Source organism: Virgibacillus sp. AGTR (genome assembly GCF_016919725.2).
GTDB lineage: Bacteria > Bacillota > Bacilli > Bacillales > Amphibacillaceae > Virgibacillus > Virgibacillus salarius.
In genome coordinates this window covers 1-18,524 of record NZ_JAJERH010000025.1, presented here as the reverse complement: position 1 = coordinate 18,524, position 18,524 = coordinate 1, and the positions used below count along the sequence as shown (strand labels likewise).

The 18,524-nt window shown below is 35.6% G+C and carries 23 protein-coding genes; 21 read left to right on the top strand and 2 right to left on the bottom strand.

The window, feature by feature from the left end:
- The 21 genes from JUJ52_RS11030 (at window position 1) to JUJ52_RS10930 (ending at window position 17,531) form a co-directional block, all read left to right on the top strand.
- The gene (locus JUJ52_RS11030; protein WP_228088962.1) at window positions 1-1,137 is read left to right on the top strand and encodes a phage portal protein; all 1,137 of its coding nucleotides are present in this window, start codon (window positions 1-3) and stop codon (window positions 1,135-1,137) included.
- On the top strand, window positions 1,137-1,916 hold the full coding sequence (locus tag JUJ52_RS11025; protein ID WP_228088961.1) for a head maturation protease, ClpP-related: 780 nt from the start codon (window positions 1,137-1,139) through the stop codon (window positions 1,914-1,916). The genes JUJ52_RS11030 and JUJ52_RS11025 overlap by 1 nt, the downstream gene beginning before the upstream one ends.
- A 23-nt stretch (window positions 1,917-1,939) precedes the next feature.
- Window positions 1,940-3,106 (top strand): phage major capsid protein, encoded by a 1,167-nt coding sequence (locus JUJ52_RS11020; RefSeq protein ID WP_228088960.1) that lies wholly within the window; start codon window positions 1,940-1,942, stop codon window positions 3,104-3,106.
- A gap of 5 nt (window positions 3,107-3,111) precedes the next feature.
- Complete coding sequence (locus JUJ52_RS11015; protein WP_226983553.1) at window positions 3,112-3,417, top strand: phage gp6-like head-tail connector protein; 306 nt, start codon at window positions 3,112-3,114, stop codon at window positions 3,415-3,417.
- Window positions 3,404-3,772, top strand: a complete 369-nt coding sequence (locus tag JUJ52_RS11010) for a phage head-tail adapter protein (RefSeq protein ID WP_205388917.1) — start codon at window positions 3,404-3,406, stop codon at window positions 3,770-3,772. Before JUJ52_RS11015 ends, JUJ52_RS11010 begins: the two co-directional genes overlap by 14 nt.
- Complete coding sequence (locus tag JUJ52_RS11005; RefSeq protein WP_205388916.1) at window positions 3,769-4,164, top strand: hypothetical protein; 396 nt, start codon at window positions 3,769-3,771, stop codon at window positions 4,162-4,164. Before JUJ52_RS11010 ends, JUJ52_RS11005 begins: the two co-directional genes overlap by 4 nt.
- A complete protein-coding gene (locus JUJ52_RS11000) occupies window positions 4,164-4,553 on the top strand; it encodes a gp17 family tail completion protein (protein ID WP_205388915.1) in 390 nt (129 codons plus the stop codon). Before JUJ52_RS11005 ends, JUJ52_RS11000 begins: the two co-directional genes overlap by 1 nt.
- Window positions 4,554-4,591: 38 nt before the next feature.
- Window positions 4,592-5,206 (top strand): major tail protein, encoded by a 615-nt coding sequence (locus JUJ52_RS10995; protein ID WP_205388914.1) that lies wholly within the window; start codon window positions 4,592-4,594, stop codon window positions 5,204-5,206.
- Window positions 5,206-5,757, top strand: coding sequence for a collagen-like protein (locus JUJ52_RS10990; RefSeq protein ID WP_205388913.1), 552 nt, complete (start codon window positions 5,206-5,208; stop codon window positions 5,755-5,757). Before JUJ52_RS10995 ends, JUJ52_RS10990 begins: the two co-directional genes overlap by 1 nt.
- Window positions 5,758-5,823: 66 nt before the next feature.
- Complete coding sequence (gpG, locus tag JUJ52_RS10985) at window positions 5,824-6,186, top strand: phage tail assembly chaperone G (protein ID WP_121603777.1); 363 nt, start codon at window positions 5,824-5,826, stop codon at window positions 6,184-6,186.
- A 38-nt stretch (window positions 6,187-6,224) separates the two neighbouring features.
- Window positions 6,225-6,371, top strand: coding sequence for a phage tail assembly chaperone GT (gene gpGT / locus JUJ52_RS10980; protein ID WP_162986297.1), 147 nt, complete (start codon window positions 6,225-6,227; stop codon window positions 6,369-6,371).
- Between the two features lie 36 nt (window positions 6,372-6,407).
- The gene (locus JUJ52_RS10975) at window positions 6,408-10,253 is read left to right on the top strand and encodes a phage tail tape measure protein (protein ID WP_228088959.1); all 3,846 of its coding nucleotides are present in this window, start codon (window positions 6,408-6,410) and stop codon (window positions 10,251-10,253) included.
- A 6-nt stretch (window positions 10,254-10,259) separates the two neighbouring features.
- Complete coding sequence (locus JUJ52_RS10970; protein ID WP_205388912.1) at window positions 10,260-11,111, top strand: phage tail family protein; 852 nt, start codon at window positions 10,260-10,262, stop codon at window positions 11,109-11,111.
- 3 nt (window positions 11,112-11,114) lie between these two features.
- The gene (locus JUJ52_RS10965) at window positions 11,115-12,374 is read left to right on the top strand and encodes a hypothetical protein (protein WP_205388910.1); all 1,260 of its coding nucleotides are present in this window, start codon (window positions 11,115-11,117) and stop codon (window positions 12,372-12,374) included.
- Window positions 12,375-12,376: 2 nt separating this feature from the next.
- A complete protein-coding gene (locus tag JUJ52_RS10960) occupies window positions 12,377-13,498 on the top strand; it encodes a siphovirus ReqiPepy6 Gp37-like family protein (RefSeq protein ID WP_226983552.1) in 1,122 nt (373 codons plus the stop codon).
- A gap of 57 nt (window positions 13,499-13,555) precedes the next feature.
- Window positions 13,556-13,858 (top strand): hypothetical protein, encoded by a 303-nt coding sequence (locus tag JUJ52_RS10955; protein ID WP_228088958.1) that lies wholly within the window; start codon window positions 13,556-13,558, stop codon window positions 13,856-13,858.
- A gap of 43 nt (window positions 13,859-13,901) precedes the next feature.
- The gene (locus JUJ52_RS10950) at window positions 13,902-14,129 is read left to right on the top strand and encodes a phage holin (RefSeq protein ID WP_228088957.1); all 228 of its coding nucleotides are present in this window, start codon (window positions 13,902-13,904) and stop codon (window positions 14,127-14,129) included.
- Entirely contained in the window at window positions 14,129-15,046 is a 918-nt protein-coding gene (locus JUJ52_RS23520; RefSeq protein ID WP_304956760.1) for an N-acetylmuramoyl-L-alanine amidase, read from the top strand. Before JUJ52_RS10950 ends, JUJ52_RS23520 begins: the two co-directional genes overlap by 1 nt.
- A gap of 282 nt (window positions 15,047-15,328) precedes the next feature.
- Window positions 15,329-15,526 carry a hypothetical protein gene (locus tag JUJ52_RS10940; protein ID WP_228088956.1) on the top strand — a complete coding sequence of 66 codons (198 nt, stop codon included), beginning with the start codon at window positions 15,329-15,331 and terminating at the stop codon, window positions 15,524-15,526.
- Window positions 15,527-15,614: 88 nt separating this feature from the next.
- Window positions 15,615-16,934 carry an AAA family ATPase gene (locus tag JUJ52_RS10935; protein WP_228088955.1) on the top strand — a complete coding sequence of 440 codons (1,320 nt, stop codon included), beginning with the start codon at window positions 15,615-15,617 and terminating at the stop codon, window positions 16,932-16,934.
- 3 nt (window positions 16,935-16,937) lie between these two features.
- Complete coding sequence (locus tag JUJ52_RS10930; protein ID WP_228088954.1) at window positions 16,938-17,531, top strand: RloB family protein; 594 nt, start codon at window positions 16,938-16,940, stop codon at window positions 17,529-17,531.
- Between the two features lie 58 nt (window positions 17,532-17,589).
- Here the strand turns inward: JUJ52_RS10930 and JUJ52_RS10925 are convergent, their stop codons facing one another.
- Both JUJ52_RS10925 and JUJ52_RS10920 read right to left on the bottom strand, forming a co-directional pair.
- Complete coding sequence (locus tag JUJ52_RS10925) at window positions 17,590-18,138, bottom strand: hypothetical protein (RefSeq protein WP_228088953.1); 549 nt, start codon at window positions 18,136-18,138, stop codon at window positions 17,590-17,592.
- Window positions 18,139-18,344: 206 nt separating this feature from the next.
- A partial coding sequence (locus JUJ52_RS10920) for a hypothetical protein (RefSeq protein ID WP_228088952.1) occupies window positions 18,345-18,524 on the bottom strand: 180 nt, incomplete at its 5' end.

Genomic DNA, 18,524 nt, shown 5'->3' with positions numbered 1-18,524 from the left:
GTGGGATGGTTAGATAAAGTGTTGAGAAGGAATAGCGAGCTTGAATCATTATTTGATTTAGATTTATATGATGAGACAAATCACCGAGCTTATTTAAAACACATGGCTCTTGAAACTTGTATTAATTTTATCGGTAGAACAATTAGCCAATCTGATTTTAGGGTTATGAAAGATGGTAAACGCCAAATTGACGATTGGCATTATCTTTTAAACGTTCGCCCAAACACGGACCAAACAGCTACAGATTTTTGGCAGTCTTTTGTATATCGGCTTATTAACGAGAATGAAGTTTTAGTAATTTTAACTAATAACAATGATCTCTTAATTGCTGATGATTTTGATCGAGTTGAATACGCAGTTTACCCGGATATATTTCGCAATGTAACTGTAAAAGATTATACATTCCAACGCACTTTTCAAATGGATGAGGTGATTTATCTCACGTATAACAACGAAAAACTTACCAAGTTTATGAAAGGTATGTTTGATGACTTTGGTGACTTGTTTAGTCGAATGATCGAAATTAGTATGAGGAATCATCAAATCCGTGGAACAGTAGGGGTAGACACTACCCAAAAGCTAGACACAGAAAATCAAGGTAGATTACAAAACTTTATTGATAAATTATTCACCTCATTTAGAAAAAACACTGTTGCTCTCGTACCAAAGTTAAAAGGTTTTGAATATGACGAAGTAGCCAAGGGTGATGGCAAAGGGCAATCAATTGAAGAGATTACAAAACTAAAAAGGTCGTTGGTTGATGATCTAGCTAATATCCTTGGCATACCTATTGCTCTAGTTCATGGTGAATTGTCAGATTATGAAACGAGTATTAAGGCATACGTGAGATTCTGCAACAGTCCGATTCTAAGAAAGATAAAAAATGAATTGAATGCAAAAATACTTACGAAAGAGGATTATCTTAAAGGTGATCGGATTGATGTCTTTGGTTTAACGGAAAGGGATTTAGTAGAGAATGCAGAGTCGGTTGATAAATTAGTAGCATCTGGTGCCTTTACAAGAAATGAGGTGAGAGAGTTGTTTGGTAAAGAACGATCAGACGATCCAGAGTTAGACAAGTTTGTTATTACGAAAAACTATCAATCAGCTAATTCATCTGAAGGAGGTGATAATTGATGCCAAAGAGAATTAATGTAAAAGGTCCTATTGTATCTAGCGATATTTCATGGATATATGACTTGTTTGACATAGAACATACGTCACCACAAGGGGTTGCTAGGCAAATCGAAGAAGCCAATGGTGATAGTTTAGAAGTCATTATCAATAGTGGAGGCGGAGAGGTATATGCCGCATCTGAAATATACACGGAGTTAAAGTCTTATGCTGGAAGTGTTGAAACACGAATTGTAGGATTAGCTGCATCTGCAGCAAGCGTAATCGCAATGGCTGGCGATAGAGTTTTGATAGCTCCCACTGGAGAAATGATGATTCACAATTCCAAAATGGGTTATTCGGGAGACCACCGGGACATGAGTAAAGCATCTGAAATGCTACAAAACACGGATAAGACTATTGCTAATGCTTATCGATTAAAGACCGGAATGAATGATAAAGAATTACTGGACCTCATGGGTGAAGAAACATGGCTAACTCCACAGGCCGCTCTTGAAAAAGGTTTAGTTGATGAAATCATGTTTGAAAATGAAATTAAACTTACAGCAAGCTCAGGTGTTTCGAATTTAATACCTCAGGAAGTCATTGACGGTATTAGACAGGGGAAGTTAAACAAAGTAACAGGTAAGCCTGAACAAACCCTGGATAAAGAAACTGTAAAGAATATGTTTGCAGAGTTTAAGAAAGAAATTTTGAATGAATTAAAAGAAAACAATAATAATCAAAATGAACCCACACCAGCTGCAACAACGCAGCCAAAAAGAAAAGGGTTCATTTTTTAATTGAAAAACAGGAGGAATGTTATATGACAATGGAATTAAAAGGTAAAATGGATAATTTTAAAGCGAAGAAAGAAGCATACATGGATCTAGTAAAAGCGGAAGAGCAAGATGCAGAAAAACTTTCAAATGCGTGGGAGGAAATGCAAAATGCTCTTGCAGAAGATTTAACAGAGAAGATTACTGCAGAAGTTCGTACACAACAAATGGATGATCATATCTTGTCTGCTCGTGGTCAAAACGTACTTACATCAGAGGAAAAGAAATTCTTTAATGAAGTAATTATTTCTGAGGGTTTCGATGAAGATTCAATCCTTCCTGTAACAACGCAGGAACGTGTTTTCGAGGATTTAGTTGAAGCCCATCCATTACTTGAAGCAATCGGTCTGCAAGATTTAGGAGCGGTTACACGCTTCATTAAATCCGATCCAACAAAGGCTTACGCATGGGGTAAGTTGTTCGGAGAGATTAAAGGACAAATTAGTTCTGCATTTACCGAAGAAGAAATCGGGCAATTGAAACTTACTGCATTTGCTGTAATGCCAAAGGATATGCTGGCACTTGGTCCGGTATGGGTTGAACGTTATGTTCGAACTGTATTGGTTGAATCATATTCAGTTGGTTTAGAATATGGATTTGTAAACGGTCGTGGTCCATCTCAAAATGAACCAATCGGATTAATGAAAAATGTATCTGAAAATGGTGCTGTAACTGATAAAGAATCTTCTGGAACATTAACTTTTGCTCCATCTGAAAAAGGGGAAGTTGTTGCAGGAGAATTGCATGATGTAATTAAAGCTTTATCTACAGATGCAAAAGACAAAGCACGAAAGGTAATGAATAAAATTGTTATGATCGTGAATCCAATTGACGCTATTAGTGTACAAGCTAGAAACACTATCCAAACACCCAATGGTCAATGGGTAATGTCCTTACCATATAACATTAAACCAACTGAGTCTGAAGAAGTTCCTGTTGGGAAAGCGGTGTTCTTTGTTAAAGGAAAATATCTTGCTGCATTGGCAGGCGGGTATAAAACAAATAAATATGACCAAACCTTAGCGATTGAGGACGCAATTCTTTACACGATTAAGCAATTTGCTAATGGTAAACCTGAAGATAATAAAACAGCATTGGTTTACGATTTGAATATCACATTTAATACTTCAGGATCTGGTGGCGTAGAGGGGTGATCTAATTGGTCACAGAGGGATTGCTGAAAAAATTTAAGGAACGGATGCATATTTCTCATAGCGGAGAGGATGACAATTTGAAGGAATTGTTGTCCTTTTCTATTGCATTCGTAGAAGATAAATGTGGTCAATTCAACATTGACGGAAAAACTAATCTCGATATCAGAGCAACAGAACTAGTCATAGAACGTACCAGGTATGCTTATAATGAAGCCGTTGAGTATTTTGACGATAACTTTTTAAGCGACATAGTTGGACTTGGCCTTGATATGGTATTTTCAAAAGAAGGTGAAACAAATGAGGGAGTTTAAATACAAACCACCACGTGTGCATAGTGGCGAATTACGTACACCTGTCACCTTTTATAAATATGTACCGAAAGAAGGTCCTGAACCAGGAGAGCAAGAGAAGAAAACTCTTTATGAATGCATGGGAAAGATTGACGAAGTGTGGATGAAAGATCTGGAACAGGCTAAAACGAACGGAACTGTCGAAGATGTGACCATTACCATACGAGATCCGTTAGACGATTACATTCCTACAAACAAACACTATATTTCCATTGATGCCCGAGGTTATCGTGGAAAACACTTTAACGTAAAAGCGGATTTTCCGGATCCTCAAAACAATGCTTTTATTAAAATTGTGGGAGGGATTCAATCGTGAGCGTTAAAATAAGAGGTTTGGATAAACTACTAGCTGAATTGGAAACGAAGTTGGGTAAACAGGCCATGCAACGAATTAGCGATGAGGCTTTGATAAATGCAGCGAAAGAGTTTGTTAGAAATTTAAAGTCTGAGTTTGAAAGCTTTAAAGATGAAGGTTATAGTATCGAAGAAATTACTATAAAAGGTCCTGAATATGGCCCAGATGGTGCGAGACGTGTTACGGTGCATTGGAGTGGTCCGCATGGTCGTTACCGGATTATACATCTTAATGAGTGGGGAACAATTAAAAATCCGAATCCAAGAGGTAAAGGTGCAGTTGCAAGGGCGATGAAAAACAGTGAAAAGGCGTATCGTGCTGCAGTACGTAATGCCTTAAAAGGTGGTTTGTGATGGATATACTAGATAAGATATACAAGTCACTAATTGCTGATGATTACATTAAAGATCAGACTCTTGGAAGAATAAAGTATTATGAATATCCAGAAACAGGTGATGTAACTGAGCCATTTATAGTTATTGATCCAATCAATCCACCAGATCCTAGTGATTATGGATCTAATAAATGGATGAAGTATGACTATCTAATACAAATAGATGTTTGGTCAAGTAATAGAAAAATAACAGATGCCATAGCGGATAAAATTCGTGACATCATGTGGGAGGTCTTTGGCTTTTCGCAAAAACCAGGACCGCAAGCATATGACAAAGATACAGGTGTTTTTCGAGATGCAAGAAGGTATCGAGGAACCTTATATAGAGATGATTTGGACAGCTTATAGGCTGTCATTTTTTATAACCAAAACAAGGAGTGATTATAGTGCCACAAGAAGAAAAGAAAAATTATCGTGCAGCTACTGGTGTAGATGAGTTTTACTATGGTGAAGTTGGCGATGATGTTGTAGCGCAATATATTGAGCATGTTGACTTTTTACAAGATATCAATGTAGAAATGCCGCAGGAAATTGTTCGAGCTTACGGAAGTAATAAAACAGCCGAAATGGCTACCTCCAATGGAGATATTTCCGTTACATCTCAATTTCATAAAATCCCAATAGAGGACAAGCAACGGTTATTAGGTTGGGAGAAAGTAGGAGGGTTAACTGCTGCAGGTAGTCAAGATAATTCTCCATATGTAGGTGTTATCTTTGCGAAAACATTTGAAGATGGATCGATGGAATATGTTGGTTTACCGAAAGGACTATTCACTCGGCCAAATATTAGTGGTCAAACAAAGGGTGATGGTGTTGAGTTTAGTTCTGAAGAAATCTCTGCCCAATTTATGGATCGTGTTGTAGAAGGATTTGACGAGGAAAAATCCGTTATTTTTGCCCAAGATCCAAAAGGACAAACAACTAATCGTGATGATTTATTCCAGAAAATATTTGGGAAGCCATACCCAGGTACAGAAAATCAAGGAGGCGTTGAGGGATAATGAGTACATTTAAAGCTATTGTAACAGAAGACGTTCAGGCTAATCGTCTATTATCCATGACAGGCGGTAACGGTGCACCACATTTAGCTATTACCGTACCAGGTGAATCACCAGACTTTGTATCCACAGGTGAATTAACAGAGAACCAAGTAGTTACTGTAACCATGAAAGACAAACCAATATGGAACGTGGAAGCAGGGGAAGATTTATCAGCTGGTCAATATGTAGAAGTTGGAGAAGGTGGAGTGCTGGTTGCATCTGATACTGAAGGAATAGGCTATGTTACAGATGCGATTAAGACAGGTGAAGTTGCTAGCTTTGTTAGGCAATCTAGTGGTGGTGAACGCGGTTCACAAGGTCCCGCAGGTCCAGAAGGTCCTCAAGGTCCTCAGGGGGAACAAGGTCCTGCTGGATCAAAAGGGGCAAAAGGTGATAAGGGTGATCCTGGTGCCGATGGTGTTAGTGTAGTTGGTGCAACTTCAGATGGTACTAACATTACCTTTGAGAAATCTGATGGATCTACATTTGATGTTCCTTGGCCAGCACAATAATCATAATTAGCTTGAGAGTAGGTCTTTCCTGCTCTCTTTTTTAATTTAATAGAGAGGATGGTTAGAATGGCGAATTTGAAACGAAACATGTTAGAACTTGTAAAAAATCCAGAAGAAGTCATGAACGGTGGAGAGGTGGAAATCGAAAAACATTGGACACCTGCCTTTATTCCGTTTCGAGTATGTAGAGATGCAATTCAACTGTTTGATGATTTGGAAACAGATATGGAAATGTCTGAAGCAGATAAGTTTGATAAGTTGGCAGATTTTGTAGCGAATGAAATTTATGCTGGCAAGATTACGAAGGATGATATATATAATCGCCTTCATGCTCCTGAAGGTAAAGATGCCTTGTATGATCAAGTGTTGTTCGTTGCACATGGACAACAAAGTAATGATACAAAAAACTACCTGGCGAAGAACAGTTAAACGATGAGGACTTTTCTTTAGCCAAACAAGCAGAGTATATGGATAAACTCATCGTAGACATGATGGAAAATGGTAAGGATATCAATGAAATATTAGATATGCCCATCCATTACGTTGTAGAAATCTTAAAAGATAAGAATAAACCAAAAAAAGAAAAGTCCTTAATCGCTGCATTTGGCGGTTAGGGATTTTTTATTATCTCCAAAGAAAGGAGGTAACTGATGGCTGAACGAATAGACGGCTTATCCATTGGGCTAGATCTCGAAACCATGAAAGTTAATAGTGGTTTGGATGATTTAAAGTCTAAACTTAAAACGGTTAATAGCGAAATGAAAGCTAATATGTCTGCTTTTGACCGCAGTGATAGATCGGTTGGTAAATATGAGACTCGCTTAAAAGGACTTAATAAAAAGTTAGAAGTCCAAAGGGCAGTCACTGATAAAGCGTATAAGTCGTATCAAAAAATGGTAGATGAATATGGAGAAGGATCCACCGAAGCAGAAAAGGCAGCGAGAGAATACAACAATCAAGCTGCATCCTTGAACAACTTAGAACGCTATGTGGAACGTACCAAAGATGAACTGGCCAAATTAAAAGAGGAACAACGTATTGCCAACTCGAATTGGACGAAAATGGGGGATAAATTACACGATACAGGTTCAAAAGTAAAAAACTTTGGATCAGGTATGAGTGATATCGGTAGTACATTAAACCGAAATGTAACCTTACCCCTTGGGATTGTTGGCGGAGCCGCCATTAAAACAGGCGTGGACTTTGAATCAGGTATGTCCAAAGTAAAAGCTGTATCTGGTGCTAGTGCTGAAGAAATGAAGAACTTAGAAACAAAAGCACGTGATATGGGTAAAACATCCGTGTTTAGTGCCAAGGAAACAAGCGATGCATTTTACTATATGTCGTTAGCTGGTTGGGATGCAGCAGATATGATGGACGGTATATCTGGTGTTATGGATTTAGCTGCAGCATCTGGTGAGGACTTAGCAAGTGTTTCTGATATTGTAACAGACGGATTAACAGCATTTGGCGAATCTGCTAAAGAAAGTAGCCGTATGGCTGACATATTAGCGGCCGCATCGTCCAATGCGAATACAGATGTACAAGGTTTAGGTAATGCCTTTAAGTATGTAGCTCCGGTAGCTGGTGCACTTGGGTATACGATGGAAGATACATCTAAGGCAATTGGTTTAATGGCCAACGCTGGTATTAAAGGTGAAAAGGCCGGTACTGCATTACGTACCATGATGACTAACTTATCTAAGCCAACAAAAGCGATGCAAAAAGCAATGAATAAGTACGGTATTTCTTTAACCGATTCAAGTGGAGAAATGAAATCCTTCGACAAGGTCATGAAGGATTTACGTAAGAATCTTGGCAAGTTGGACAAGAAACAACAAGCCTCAGCTGCAGCGACTATATTTGGAAAAGAAGCCATGTCTGGTGCATTAGCTGTGATAAATGCCTCTGAATCTGATTATAAGGATTTAACAAAAGCTATCGAAGGATCCGAAGGCGCAGCAAGTGAAATGGCTGATACCATGCAAGATAATGTAGCAGGTAGCGTGAAAGAATTAAAGTCGATGTTGGAAGATCTCTTTATTGAGATGTACAAAAACCTTAAGCCTACCATCGAAACAACCATTAATCTCTTAAAAGATTTAACTAATTGGTTTGCGGAATTAAGCCCTAAAACACAAGAAAACATTGTGAAGTTTGGTTTATTATCAGCCGCAGCTGGACCTGTTTTAAGTATTTTTGGGAAATTAACAATGGGTACAGGAATGTTAATGCAAGGCATGGGAGGATTATCGAAATCTATCGGTGTAGCCAATGGAAAAGGCGCTGCTGGTGCATTATCGTTGCTTAGTAAAGGTGGCGTAGTTGGTTTAGCGATTGCTGGAGTCGCAGCACTAGGTTTAACTGTACATGGTTTAATTCAAAAATCAAAAAAGGCAAAAGAGGTCAATCTGGAAGTTGCTCAGTCATTAAACGATCAAGCTACTGAACTAGAAAACAGTGCCGACACGTTTGATAAGCTATCAAATAAAGCTAAAATCAGCAATGAACAACTAGCTGAATTGAATGATTTAAATATACGTATATCTGAATCTAGTAATCCTGGTGAAATTAATGAGCTCCAAAAACGTTATGATGATTTAGCTAAGAAGTCAGGCTTATCCAAGGACGAACTAAAAAAATTGTTTAAAGCCAATAAGAATATTATTGAGCAAACACCTGATGTAGAGAAAAACGTTTCTGATCAAGGTAATGCGTTTGCCAAAAACTCAGATGCAGTAAATGAATATGTTGAATCGTTATATGAAATGACAAGGACAGAGTTAGAGGCTCAACGATCAGCGGCACTGTCCGAAAAGGCAAATATCCAACAAGAAATAAATGATAAACAAAAAGAGCTTAACGGTTTGCTGGATGAAATGAAAATTAAAAATGAGGCTTCTGAACTGTCTATGAATGAAAACAAAGCCAGACAGAGCGAGATTAATAAATTGTTAAATGATAGTAATACTAGTTCTGCAAGAAAAAATGAATTAACAAAAGAACTGACAGCCTTGATGGATATTGAAAATGGTGATCATAGAAAAGCAGTTGACTATTTGCAGGATAAAATTATTAAGAAACGCGAATCCAAAAAGGAAAGTGAAGAAGAACTTGCGAAAATTGATGCGTTAAATGAAGAAATGCAAAACATCATATTAAAGCAAGTTGGAATCAATGAAGAAGGAAAAAAAGGTCTTGCGCAGCTTGATAAATCTATCGCAAAGAATACTGAGGAAATAGTAAGGCTAGAAGAAAAACGTCAAAAAAATGGTGAACTAACTGCAGAAGAACAGAAACGTTATGACAAGCTAGTTAAAACCAATAACAAACAACTAGAGGCTAAGAATTACTTGTTTGAAGAAATAGGCATCTATAAAAATTTAAACTCACTCATGGAAGGTAGATTTGCTAGTTTAACAAAAGAGAAGCAGCGGAAGATAGAAAACCATGCTTTAACTACAGATATTAAAGTTGAAGAAGGTAACATTGTAAAACAGATTCAAAACAAGAATAATGAGTTGCTTAAAGAACGTGAAAATCTTATAAAAAACGGAAAACAACAGGGATTAAACAAACAAGAAATAAAGAATCAAGTTGCAGAGCTTGATAATAAAATTCTTAAAAACGACGACGTTCTTAAAAAGATTCTTCAAGAAGCCGATTTGTGGGATCAAGTAAAAGATGAAGTGAATTTAGGGGAAAACGCCATTAAAAAGCAAGGCGATCAGATTGATAACAACAACAAGAAAACAGACAAGGGTATTGAAAAAGAAAAGAAACGTACCAAAGAAGCTGCTAAAGACGTTGATAAGAACGTTAATGCTAAGGACAATGGGTCTATTAGGTTTATCAACGACCTTGCAAGTGATATGGTCACGAAGTATGTCAAGGCCGATGATAAAGGTTCCATTAATGATCTTGATAAAAAAGCGAAAAGTCCAATTCAAAAAACAATCGAGTTTGTTGCTAGTGGTTTTAAATGGTGGGCAAAAGGTACACCTACGAGTGGTCATCCTGGTGGCCATGCTGTCGTAGGTGATGGCGGTGGAAGAGAATTAATACAAACCCCTAACGGTTCAACCTTTTTATCTCCACCTACGGATACCTTATTACCTAATCTACCAAAAGGATCTCATGTAATACCGCATCGAGAAACAGAAAGGTTGTTAAAGTCAGCACCAAAATACGCTCAAGGTACAAAAGACTGGCAAAGCCTTGTTGAGCCAAGTAAGCTAAGAAACAATGAGTTTATGAAGTTGCTTGCACTTAATGGGAAAGGTAATGAAACAGTAGTTAATGTAGCAGGTGAAAATGGTGACAATGATCGTATCGATGATTTAATTGGTTTAATGAAAGAGTTTCTTCAGACAGCTGGAGAAGCAAAAGAGATTAATCAAACAAATCATTATCATAGTCCGACACCATTATCACCATCGGAAACAGCAAGGAAAAATAAGCAAATGTTAAGAGAAGCAGCAATGGAATTGAGGTGATAGATATTGAGACGATTAACATTTGAAAATAGTAGAGGTGAAGCTATTATCTTTTATCTATCACCTCTAGTTATTGAGTCCTTAACAGGTATTGGTGAAATAGATGCTGATTTACAGAGTGAGAAAGCTCCTTATCAAGATGGAGATACACACATTGATACATTATTACAACCTCGATTTATAGATTTAGAAGGTACTATTACCAGAAGAGAACCTGAAGAAATAAAGAGCTTTAGAAAACAAATACTGAGGGTTTGCAATCCTAAATTAGGTCTTGGAAAAATAACTTTAGAATTAGATGGAGATACCAAAGAAATATTTGGTGTACTTGATGGCGGTCCTGTTTTTCCAGAACGTGGTCGAAACGTATGGCAACCATTTATGATTACGTGGAAATGTCCTAATCCTTATTGGAGAGAAACGGTTACTAAATCATCTCAAATGTCTTTTGTCATGGGTGGATTCTCTTTCCCATTACGACTAGGTACGAAATTCTCACAGCGGTCTTTCAGACGTATTTTTAAAAATGATGGTGATGTAGAAACGCCAGTGCATATTGAATTTCGTGGTCCTGCCATTAATCCTATAATCAAGAACAATACAACTGGTGAATTTATTCAAGTAAACCGTACTTTATCGGAGACAGATAAGTTAATTATTGATACTACATTTGGTCAAAAGTCAGTAGAAATAGAAGATGCTGCAGGTAACCGAACGGATGCATTTAATTGGATTAATCCGGAAAGTTGGTTTTTCCAACTGCAGATAGGAGAAAATCAATTGGAATATAACAGTAACAACGACAGCACGAAAACAAGGGTAGTTATATCCTATAGAAACATGTATGTGGGGGTGTAAAGTATGGCCGAATTATCACGATTTTTTGACTCGACTCCTGACGATGATCGAGAATATACCGCGGATGAATTTGCCGAGTATTTTAGACGATTGCTTTCAAATGGTATCTTTAATGGTGGTACCAATTTAAAAGTAGAGGCAGATGGGAACAACATAGAAACATATATTAATCAAGGGTTCGGCTGGATAGAGGGCTATCTCTATAAAATCCAGGACGAACCTTTTTATTTGCAGCACGATTTACCGCATAATGAGCTTGATCGTATTGACCGTATTGTTTTGCGCTTAAATACATCTTTAGAAGTGAGATCCATTAATGCTGTGGTGTTAAAAGGTACACCATCTACCTCTCCGCAAGCACCAGCATTGACGAGAGAAAATAATATATACGAATTATCGTTAGCACAGGTAAAGATTGAAGCAGGAAAGTCTTATATTGAAGGATATCAAGTTACGGATGAACGCTTAAACAATGATGTGTGTGGCTTGGTTAACTCATTGATTCAGGCTGACACAACAGAAATATTTAACCAATTCCAACAGTGGTATGAAGCAAAAACAGCAAGCCATGAAGGACAATGGGAAGATTGGTATAACGAACATATTTTACAATTTGAACAACAATGGAATACCTGGTTTGCCGACGCAACAACAGAATATGATAACAGTTGGAATAATTGGTTTAGCAATACAGAAACCGACTGGAATGCTTGGTTTCAAGGAACAAAAGATGATTGGAATGCATGGTTTGAGGATCAGCGTGGTCAAGCATATGTGACAGGGAAAGTATTGGAAGAACGCATACGACCCATTGAGGATGAGTTAAAAGAAGCAAGTACGATCATAAATGGTGGCTTGAAACTATCCGATGGGATTTTTGAGGGTGGGCTTGAGCCATCCTTTGCAACAGCTAATTATATGGGTTTATCAAGTGGAAATGCGATTATAGGGGGGCTCCCTTATTATTACGAAGAAAATAATATTAGTCACGATGTATCAGGAGTAAGAGATGGCAAAATGTATAGATATGTTGTCCAGTTGGATTTAATAACAGGCAATATTGAGGTAGTGAAGAAAGAAGAACATGGCAAAATTCCGCCTTTAATTAGGAATACGGAGTTATATGAATTGTCAATATCTACTGTCGAGCCAGATCCGGATCAACTCATAGCATACAAGCTTACAGACACAAGACAGGATGAAACTGTGTGCGGATTTGTAAAACCGTTAAATAAAAATTTATCAGGTCCAGAGGAAGTGTAAACATGGCTCAAAATAAGTTGATGCCTATACGCATTTTATCGCAAGATTTAACGTTACTAGCGGAAATAGATAACTACGAATCCTTACAGTTTCCACGTTCCTTTCATTCGATTGGCAGCTTTGATTTACGAATTAACAGGTATAAACAACATACAGACAAGCTGCTTAAAAATGCGTTAATTATGTTAGGTGGTCAGCTTAATAAAGTTGGTATTATTAAGCATCGAGAAATACCCCTAAATGAAAAAGGAAAGAGCTCTGAACAATGGACTATTAAGGGGTATCAACTAAAAGGTATTGTTGGTCAACGTCTTTCTATACCTCCATCAAATGCAGAATATGACCGAAAAAGTGGACCAGCTGAAACTGTAATGAAACATTATATTATGAATCACTTTATAAATCCTGCTGATCCTAGTCGTAAAATACCTAATTTAGTGATCGCAGAAGATAAAGGGCGTGGGCAACATGTTACATGGCAAAGCAGATACAAGAATATATCAGAGGAACTGCAAGATATTTCCTTAGCTACTGAATTAGGTTGGGATATTACACTTGATCTTGAAAATAGACAATATGTATTTGATGTTGTAGAAGGTGTGAATAAAACGACTGATCAGAGCGATGTGCCACCAATCTTGTTTAGTCCTGAATTTGAAACGGTCAAAAATCAAACTCTTACCGACAGCGACATTAACATGAAAAACTATGGTTATGTAGCTGGTCAAGGTGAAGGTGTAGAGCGTGAAGTTATTGAAATAGGGGGAGCTACTGGTCTTGAACGTATTGAAACATTTATAGATGCTAGAGATGTAGCTGAAACAAGCCAACTAACAGAGCGTGGACAACAAAAGATGAAAGAACTGGAAAATGAGTTTTATCTGGAATCAGAAATATTAACGATGTCACCTTTTGTATATGGTAGGGATTATGATTTAGGCGATATTACAACTTTACAGAATAGAAGTTGGGGTTTAACTAGGAATGCACGCCTTACTGAAATAAGTGAGGTCTATGAACCGGGTACTTATCGAATTGATGCCACTTTTGGGCAATCGAAGCCGACATTGCCCGAAATGATTAAGGGGCAGTTTGCGGAGTATGAGAGGTTGCTTAAAATGTGAAGGTTTAATAAACGCTGGATAGGCGTTATTTTTATGTCTTAAAACAGGGGGTTGAGAATGATTGAATTAGGAGTATTAATATCAATTGTATCAATAATTATTGCAGCCTTTGCAGCGTTAATTGGTTATCAAACTTACCAATTTAAAAGAAGTAACACAGCTAAGAGTAATACAAAAAATGATGCCGAACAAAGCGCAGAAGTAAGGGCAGAGTTAGGCTATATCAGAAAGGGGGTAGATGACATACGAATTGATTTAAAAGCAAATGAGAAAAACATCGCTCATTTAAATGAACGTGTAACCAGAGTTGAAGAATCAACCAAACAAGCACACAAGCGAATAGACACAATGGAAGGTTAGTCCTAGTAATAGGGCTATTTTTATTTTAAGAGGAGGAATTAACATGAAACAAGCAATTGTAAGACTGGTGGTATTGGTAATTTTATTGGCAAATCAAACCTTGATAACTATGGGGTGGAGTCCTTTGCCATTTAGCGAAGATCAAATATTTGAAGGTGTATCAACAGTAGCAACGATTGGCGTAGCTGTATGGGCATGGTTTAAAGACAATCCAGTTACTAAAAAAGGAAAACATAATGATAAATTCTTACGTGATAAGGGGATGAAATAATGCCAAAAATAATAAAAGATTTTATACCTAAATCTCAAACGAATCAACGCCCTGGTCATTCTATGAAACCAAGATATTTAACAGTCCACGGTACTGCTAACGAAAAGAAGGGTGCAGATGCAGAAATGCACAGTCGGTATTTGCATAATGGTGCAGGTGGCCGAGTGGTTGCTTGGCACTACACTGTCGATGACAAAGAAATATACCAACACATTCCAACGAATGAAAATGGCTGGCATGCTGGCGATGGTAACGGAACAGGAAATCGACAATCAATTGGAATTGAAATATGTGAAAACAGCGATGGAGACTTTAACAAAGCGGTTAAAAATGCCCAATGGCTTATTAAAAAATTAATGAAAGAACACAACATACCTATTGAACGTGTTGTACCTCATAAGCATTGGTCTGGCAAAAACTGCCCTCGCTTGTTGCTGAATATGTGGAGTACATTTATAGATGGCATTGAGGGTAAAACCGTCGAAGCACCTAACCAACAAGTGGGCTCCGAAACAGTAACTAATGGCTCTATTGTTGATTACCTTAATAGCATTGGTAAAGATGCCAGCTTTAGCGCAAGAAAAAAATATGCTGCTGAATATGGTATTAAAGGTTATAAAGGTACAGAAGATCAAAACCTTGAATTGCTTCATAAAATGCGTGAGGGTAAACCGTCTAAACCTAGCCAAGCAAAAGGTACCGTTCATTTGCCTGCATCTGCAAAAACGTGGAGAACGTACAAGCTTAATGTTAAACCTGTAAAGAAAAATAGTGATTGGAGCCTTACTCCTGCTAGGTATGGTGGATTAACATATAAAATATTAGATAAACCATATCCAGATGTAGTTACTATTAAGACTGGCAGAGGTAAGCGTAATATTTATGTTGGGTCTGGTACTAGTGCTATTATTAAGTAAACGTCATGCCCTGCCTTTTGGTGGGGCTGTTTTTTATTTCAATGTGACGACTAGTAGCAAGTATGTGTGAGTGGAGTAAGGGCAAAGATGGCTAAGGAAGAACTATATGCCATTTAATTTTCTTAATTAATTTGTCTAAATATGAATGATTTCAAAAAAATAAAAACAATATGTTTAATTTGTTGAAATATAGAAATAAAAAAATTATATTAAATAGTTTTTTCGACGGTATTTTCTAAGCGAATGATTTAAATTAGTAATTGAATATAAGGAGGGGCTATATTGAAGGTGAATAATAGGTTTCAACATTCTAAATTTCTATTTTTAGTATATGAATTGGCAAAATGTCATGGATTTAAAATTATTCCTAAAGAAAATGAATTAGAAGTAATCTATCCTCATTTATGTAAATCTATCATAGTCAAAAATGAGGAAGAATTTGATAAAGTTTGTCTTGATATTATTAACTGGCGATTTTAATTACTAAAAATATGTGCAAAAACTATTTATTTAATGTATATTATATATAATATCATTATTTCTTTACGGATTATTGTTTAGAAAGTGGGTGGAATTTATTTTAGTAGATTTTTCTGTGAAAAATTTTAGGTCTTTTAAGACTAAACAAACTTTTTCAATGCAAACTGCTCCATACTTAAAAAAATTTAAAGAATCTAATACTATTAAATCACCTGATATTAGGCTATTAAAAAACGCCTTGATTTTTGGAGCCAATGGTGGTGGGAAAACAAACGTTTTTGAAGGAATTAGGACTTTAAGAGCTTTATTACTGAATTGGGGGATGAATTATAAAAGAAATCATTCCAAGTTACCTTATGTGCCATTTAAAATGGATGAAGAAAATGAATTGGGATATACCGAGTTTGAGATTGTTTTATATTTAGATTTTAGGTACTTTAAATTCACTATTACCTACGATGGAGATCGTATACATCACGAATCTCTGGTTGAGTTAAAAACAAAACGTGATATTTTATACTATGAAAGAGAATATAGTCATGATAAACAGGGATATTTATATAAAACCCCTAAAGTATCTGACTTAACTGATAAAACTCGTAAAAATATTTCATACTTAACAATTTTATCTGAGTTTAATGATGATACAGCGATATTAATTTTGGATTGGTTTAAATTCGATTTGAAAATAATAGATACGAACTATGATTTGAGATATTTTAACAGTTTACTAGAAAAATTAGAAGATGAAAAATTTAAACATAACGTATTAAATATATTAAAAGTTGCTGACTATAATATTGTTGATATTATAGTTAATAGAAAAAAAGAAGAAATACCTGATATAATAAAAAAGATACTTGAAGATGATGACGATGATGATGAAAAATTTATAGAATTTAATGATGCATATACAGTATATAATAAGGTTAATTCTCATAATGGTGAAGATGATGTTACTCTACTTCATGCCGATTCTTACGAATCACGTGGGACTAAAAAAATGATTGTAATAGCCATTGCTCTTTTAGATGCATTTGAAAGAGGGAAGACCCTATTAATTGATGAATTTGATAGTGCTTTTCATATAGCAATTTCTAAGTTTTTGTTGCAGTTATTCAATTCAAAAGATTATAATAAGAATGCTCAGTTTATATTAAATACACACGATATTAACTTACTTGATAATAACATATTAAGAGTTGATCAAATATGGTTTGCAGAAAAAAATAAACTTAATTCCACTGAAATATATTCTTTATATGATTTTAATGATGACAAGAATAGATCAAGAAGTGATATCTCTTATGCTAAAGAGTATTTAAAAGGTAAATTCGGTGCTTATCCTGTTATTAGTGAAGGCTTACTTGATATTCAGCCTTTCAATAATTGTAAAGCAGGTATATGAGTTATGCCTATTAAAAGGAGAAAGAAAAAAGGTCTAACAAAGCATAAAAGTATTCTTCTTGTTTGTGAAGGTAAAGAGACTGAAGTTATATATTTTGAAAGGTTAAAGCAGCTTCTGAATTTGCCTAATGTAACAATAAAAGTTGATGGTACAGGAAAAAGTGGAATTAGTTTATTGAATACTGCAAGCGGAAAAGTGAGTAATTCAAAAAAGAATTTTGATAGCGTGTGGATAATTTTTGATAAAGATAACTTGCCAAGGGATCAACTTGAATTGACTTTTAAAAAAGCTGAAGAAAGAAATATAGGTGTAGGATTTACAAATTTATGTTTTGAGACATGGTTATTGTTACATTTTGAATTTTTAAATGGCGAGTACGATCTAACCAAAACTAAACTTCATAAAAAAATGTCAGATTATCTAAAAGTTAAATATGGTGAAAGTAAAAGTCAGATCGATATTATAGGAAAAATAGCTGAGAGGTGGGAAACTGCAAAGCAGCATAGCGAAGCCTTAATGTCTAATCAAAATGATAGATATGTAAATCCCTACTCTAATATACATATAGTTTTAAATGATCTTATCCCTAATAAATAAACCTTCTATAGAGAAGGTTTATTTTTACATTCCGGCAAATTCCGTTAATATAAACATTTTAAAGTTTAGTATTAATTTTATCATAAAAATACTCAATTACTTCTTGTTGCATTTTTTTACAAATTATATTTTTTTCATGGTATTCGTCTAACCTTTTTTTATTGTTTTGATGATTAGAGTATAATATCCCATAAAAACTGAGCCATATTCCAATGATTGTTTCAATTGGTAGGTTAGTGTAAGGTACTATAGCAATAATTACTAATACGCTAGTAATTATTATAAGATGATAGGAGCTGATAATGACAGTCAAGGAAGCAGGTGGATTTTGATATAGCCTGTATTTCTTTTTGTATATTACGCCCCAAAACAAAAAGTATGCTACTGTGAGAAAAAAACTTATAAATGTTGCCAATGGTTCTGTTATCTTAGTAATATAGCTCTCAAAAAGAGTTAAAAGAATTGAGGCAGGAACTGTGGTGATTATGGTCATTGAGATAAGATATTTAAAATTAAGTTTACACAAAATTCTATTTGCTACTGATTTAAATCTAGCTTCTTTTTTTCTTAATTTATTTTTAATCTCTTTTGTTAGAATTAGTTTCATATCGTAATCCCCTTTATAAAATTCTATTAAATATTATTCGAAAATAATTTTCAAATTCCTGCATTATCCTGAAATATAACCAAAAACATCGCATAAGTCTCCAACTAAACAAGTATACATGTTCGTTTTTGTGTTATGATAAGAACTAATATCCTAAAAATGGTCTTATCGTGAAAGGGTTACTTAATCGTTCTGCAGAAAATAAGTTAAAAATCATTATCTTTTATACAGATAGCAATAACAATGTTAGAGAGCGTTATATACGTGTGCTTGAAGTAAATGATAAGAGTATTATGGCTTATTGTTTCTACCGTAAAAAAGGTGAGAACATTTAAGTTAGATAATATCCCTTCAGCTGGACCAGTACGGAAGAGAGCTATGTAAAA

Coding starts and splice junctions, on each gene's coding strand:
- JUJ52_RS23520 (WP_304956760.1), top strand. CDS start 14,129: ATGCCAAAAATAATAAAAGATTTTATACCTAAATCTCAAACGAATCAA.
- JUJ52_RS11020 (WP_228088960.1), top strand. CDS start 1,940: ATGACAATGGAATTAAAAGGTAAAATGGATAATTTTAAAGCGAAGAAA.
- gpG (WP_121603777.1), top strand. CDS start 5,824: ATGGCGAATTTGAAACGAAACATGTTAGAACTTGTAAAAAATCCAGAA.
- JUJ52_RS10975 (WP_228088959.1), top strand. CDS start 6,408: ATGGCTGAACGAATAGACGGCTTATCCATTGGGCTAGATCTCGAAACC.
- JUJ52_RS11000 (WP_205388915.1), top strand. CDS start 4,164: ATGGATATACTAGATAAGATATACAAGTCACTAATTGCTGATGATTAC.
- JUJ52_RS10965 (WP_205388910.1), top strand. CDS start 11,115: ATGGCCGAATTATCACGATTTTTTGACTCGACTCCTGACGATGATCGA.
- JUJ52_RS10925 (WP_228088953.1), bottom strand. CDS start 18,138: ATGAAACTAATTCTAACAAAAGAGATTAAAAATAAATTAAGAAAAAAA.
- JUJ52_RS11010 (WP_205388917.1), top strand. CDS start 3,404: ATGAGGGAGTTTAAATACAAACCACCACGTGTGCATAGTGGCGAATTA.
- JUJ52_RS10955 (WP_228088958.1), top strand. CDS start 13,556: ATGATTGAATTAGGAGTATTAATATCAATTGTATCAATAATTATTGCA.
- JUJ52_RS10950 (WP_228088957.1), top strand. CDS start 13,902: ATGAAACAAGCAATTGTAAGACTGGTGGTATTGGTAATTTTATTGGCA.
- JUJ52_RS10960 (WP_226983552.1), top strand. CDS start 12,377: ATGGCTCAAAATAAGTTGATGCCTATACGCATTTTATCGCAAGATTTA.
- gpGT (WP_162986297.1), top strand. CDS start 6,225: ATGGATAAACTCATCGTAGACATGATGGAAAATGGTAAGGATATCAAT.
- JUJ52_RS10930 (WP_228088954.1), top strand. CDS start 16,938: ATGCCTATTAAAAGGAGAAAGAAAAAAGGTCTAACAAAGCATAAAAGT.
- JUJ52_RS10990 (WP_205388913.1), top strand. CDS start 5,206: ATGAGTACATTTAAAGCTATTGTAACAGAAGACGTTCAGGCTAATCGT.
- JUJ52_RS11025 (WP_228088961.1), top strand. CDS start 1,137: ATGCCAAAGAGAATTAATGTAAAAGGTCCTATTGTATCTAGCGATATT.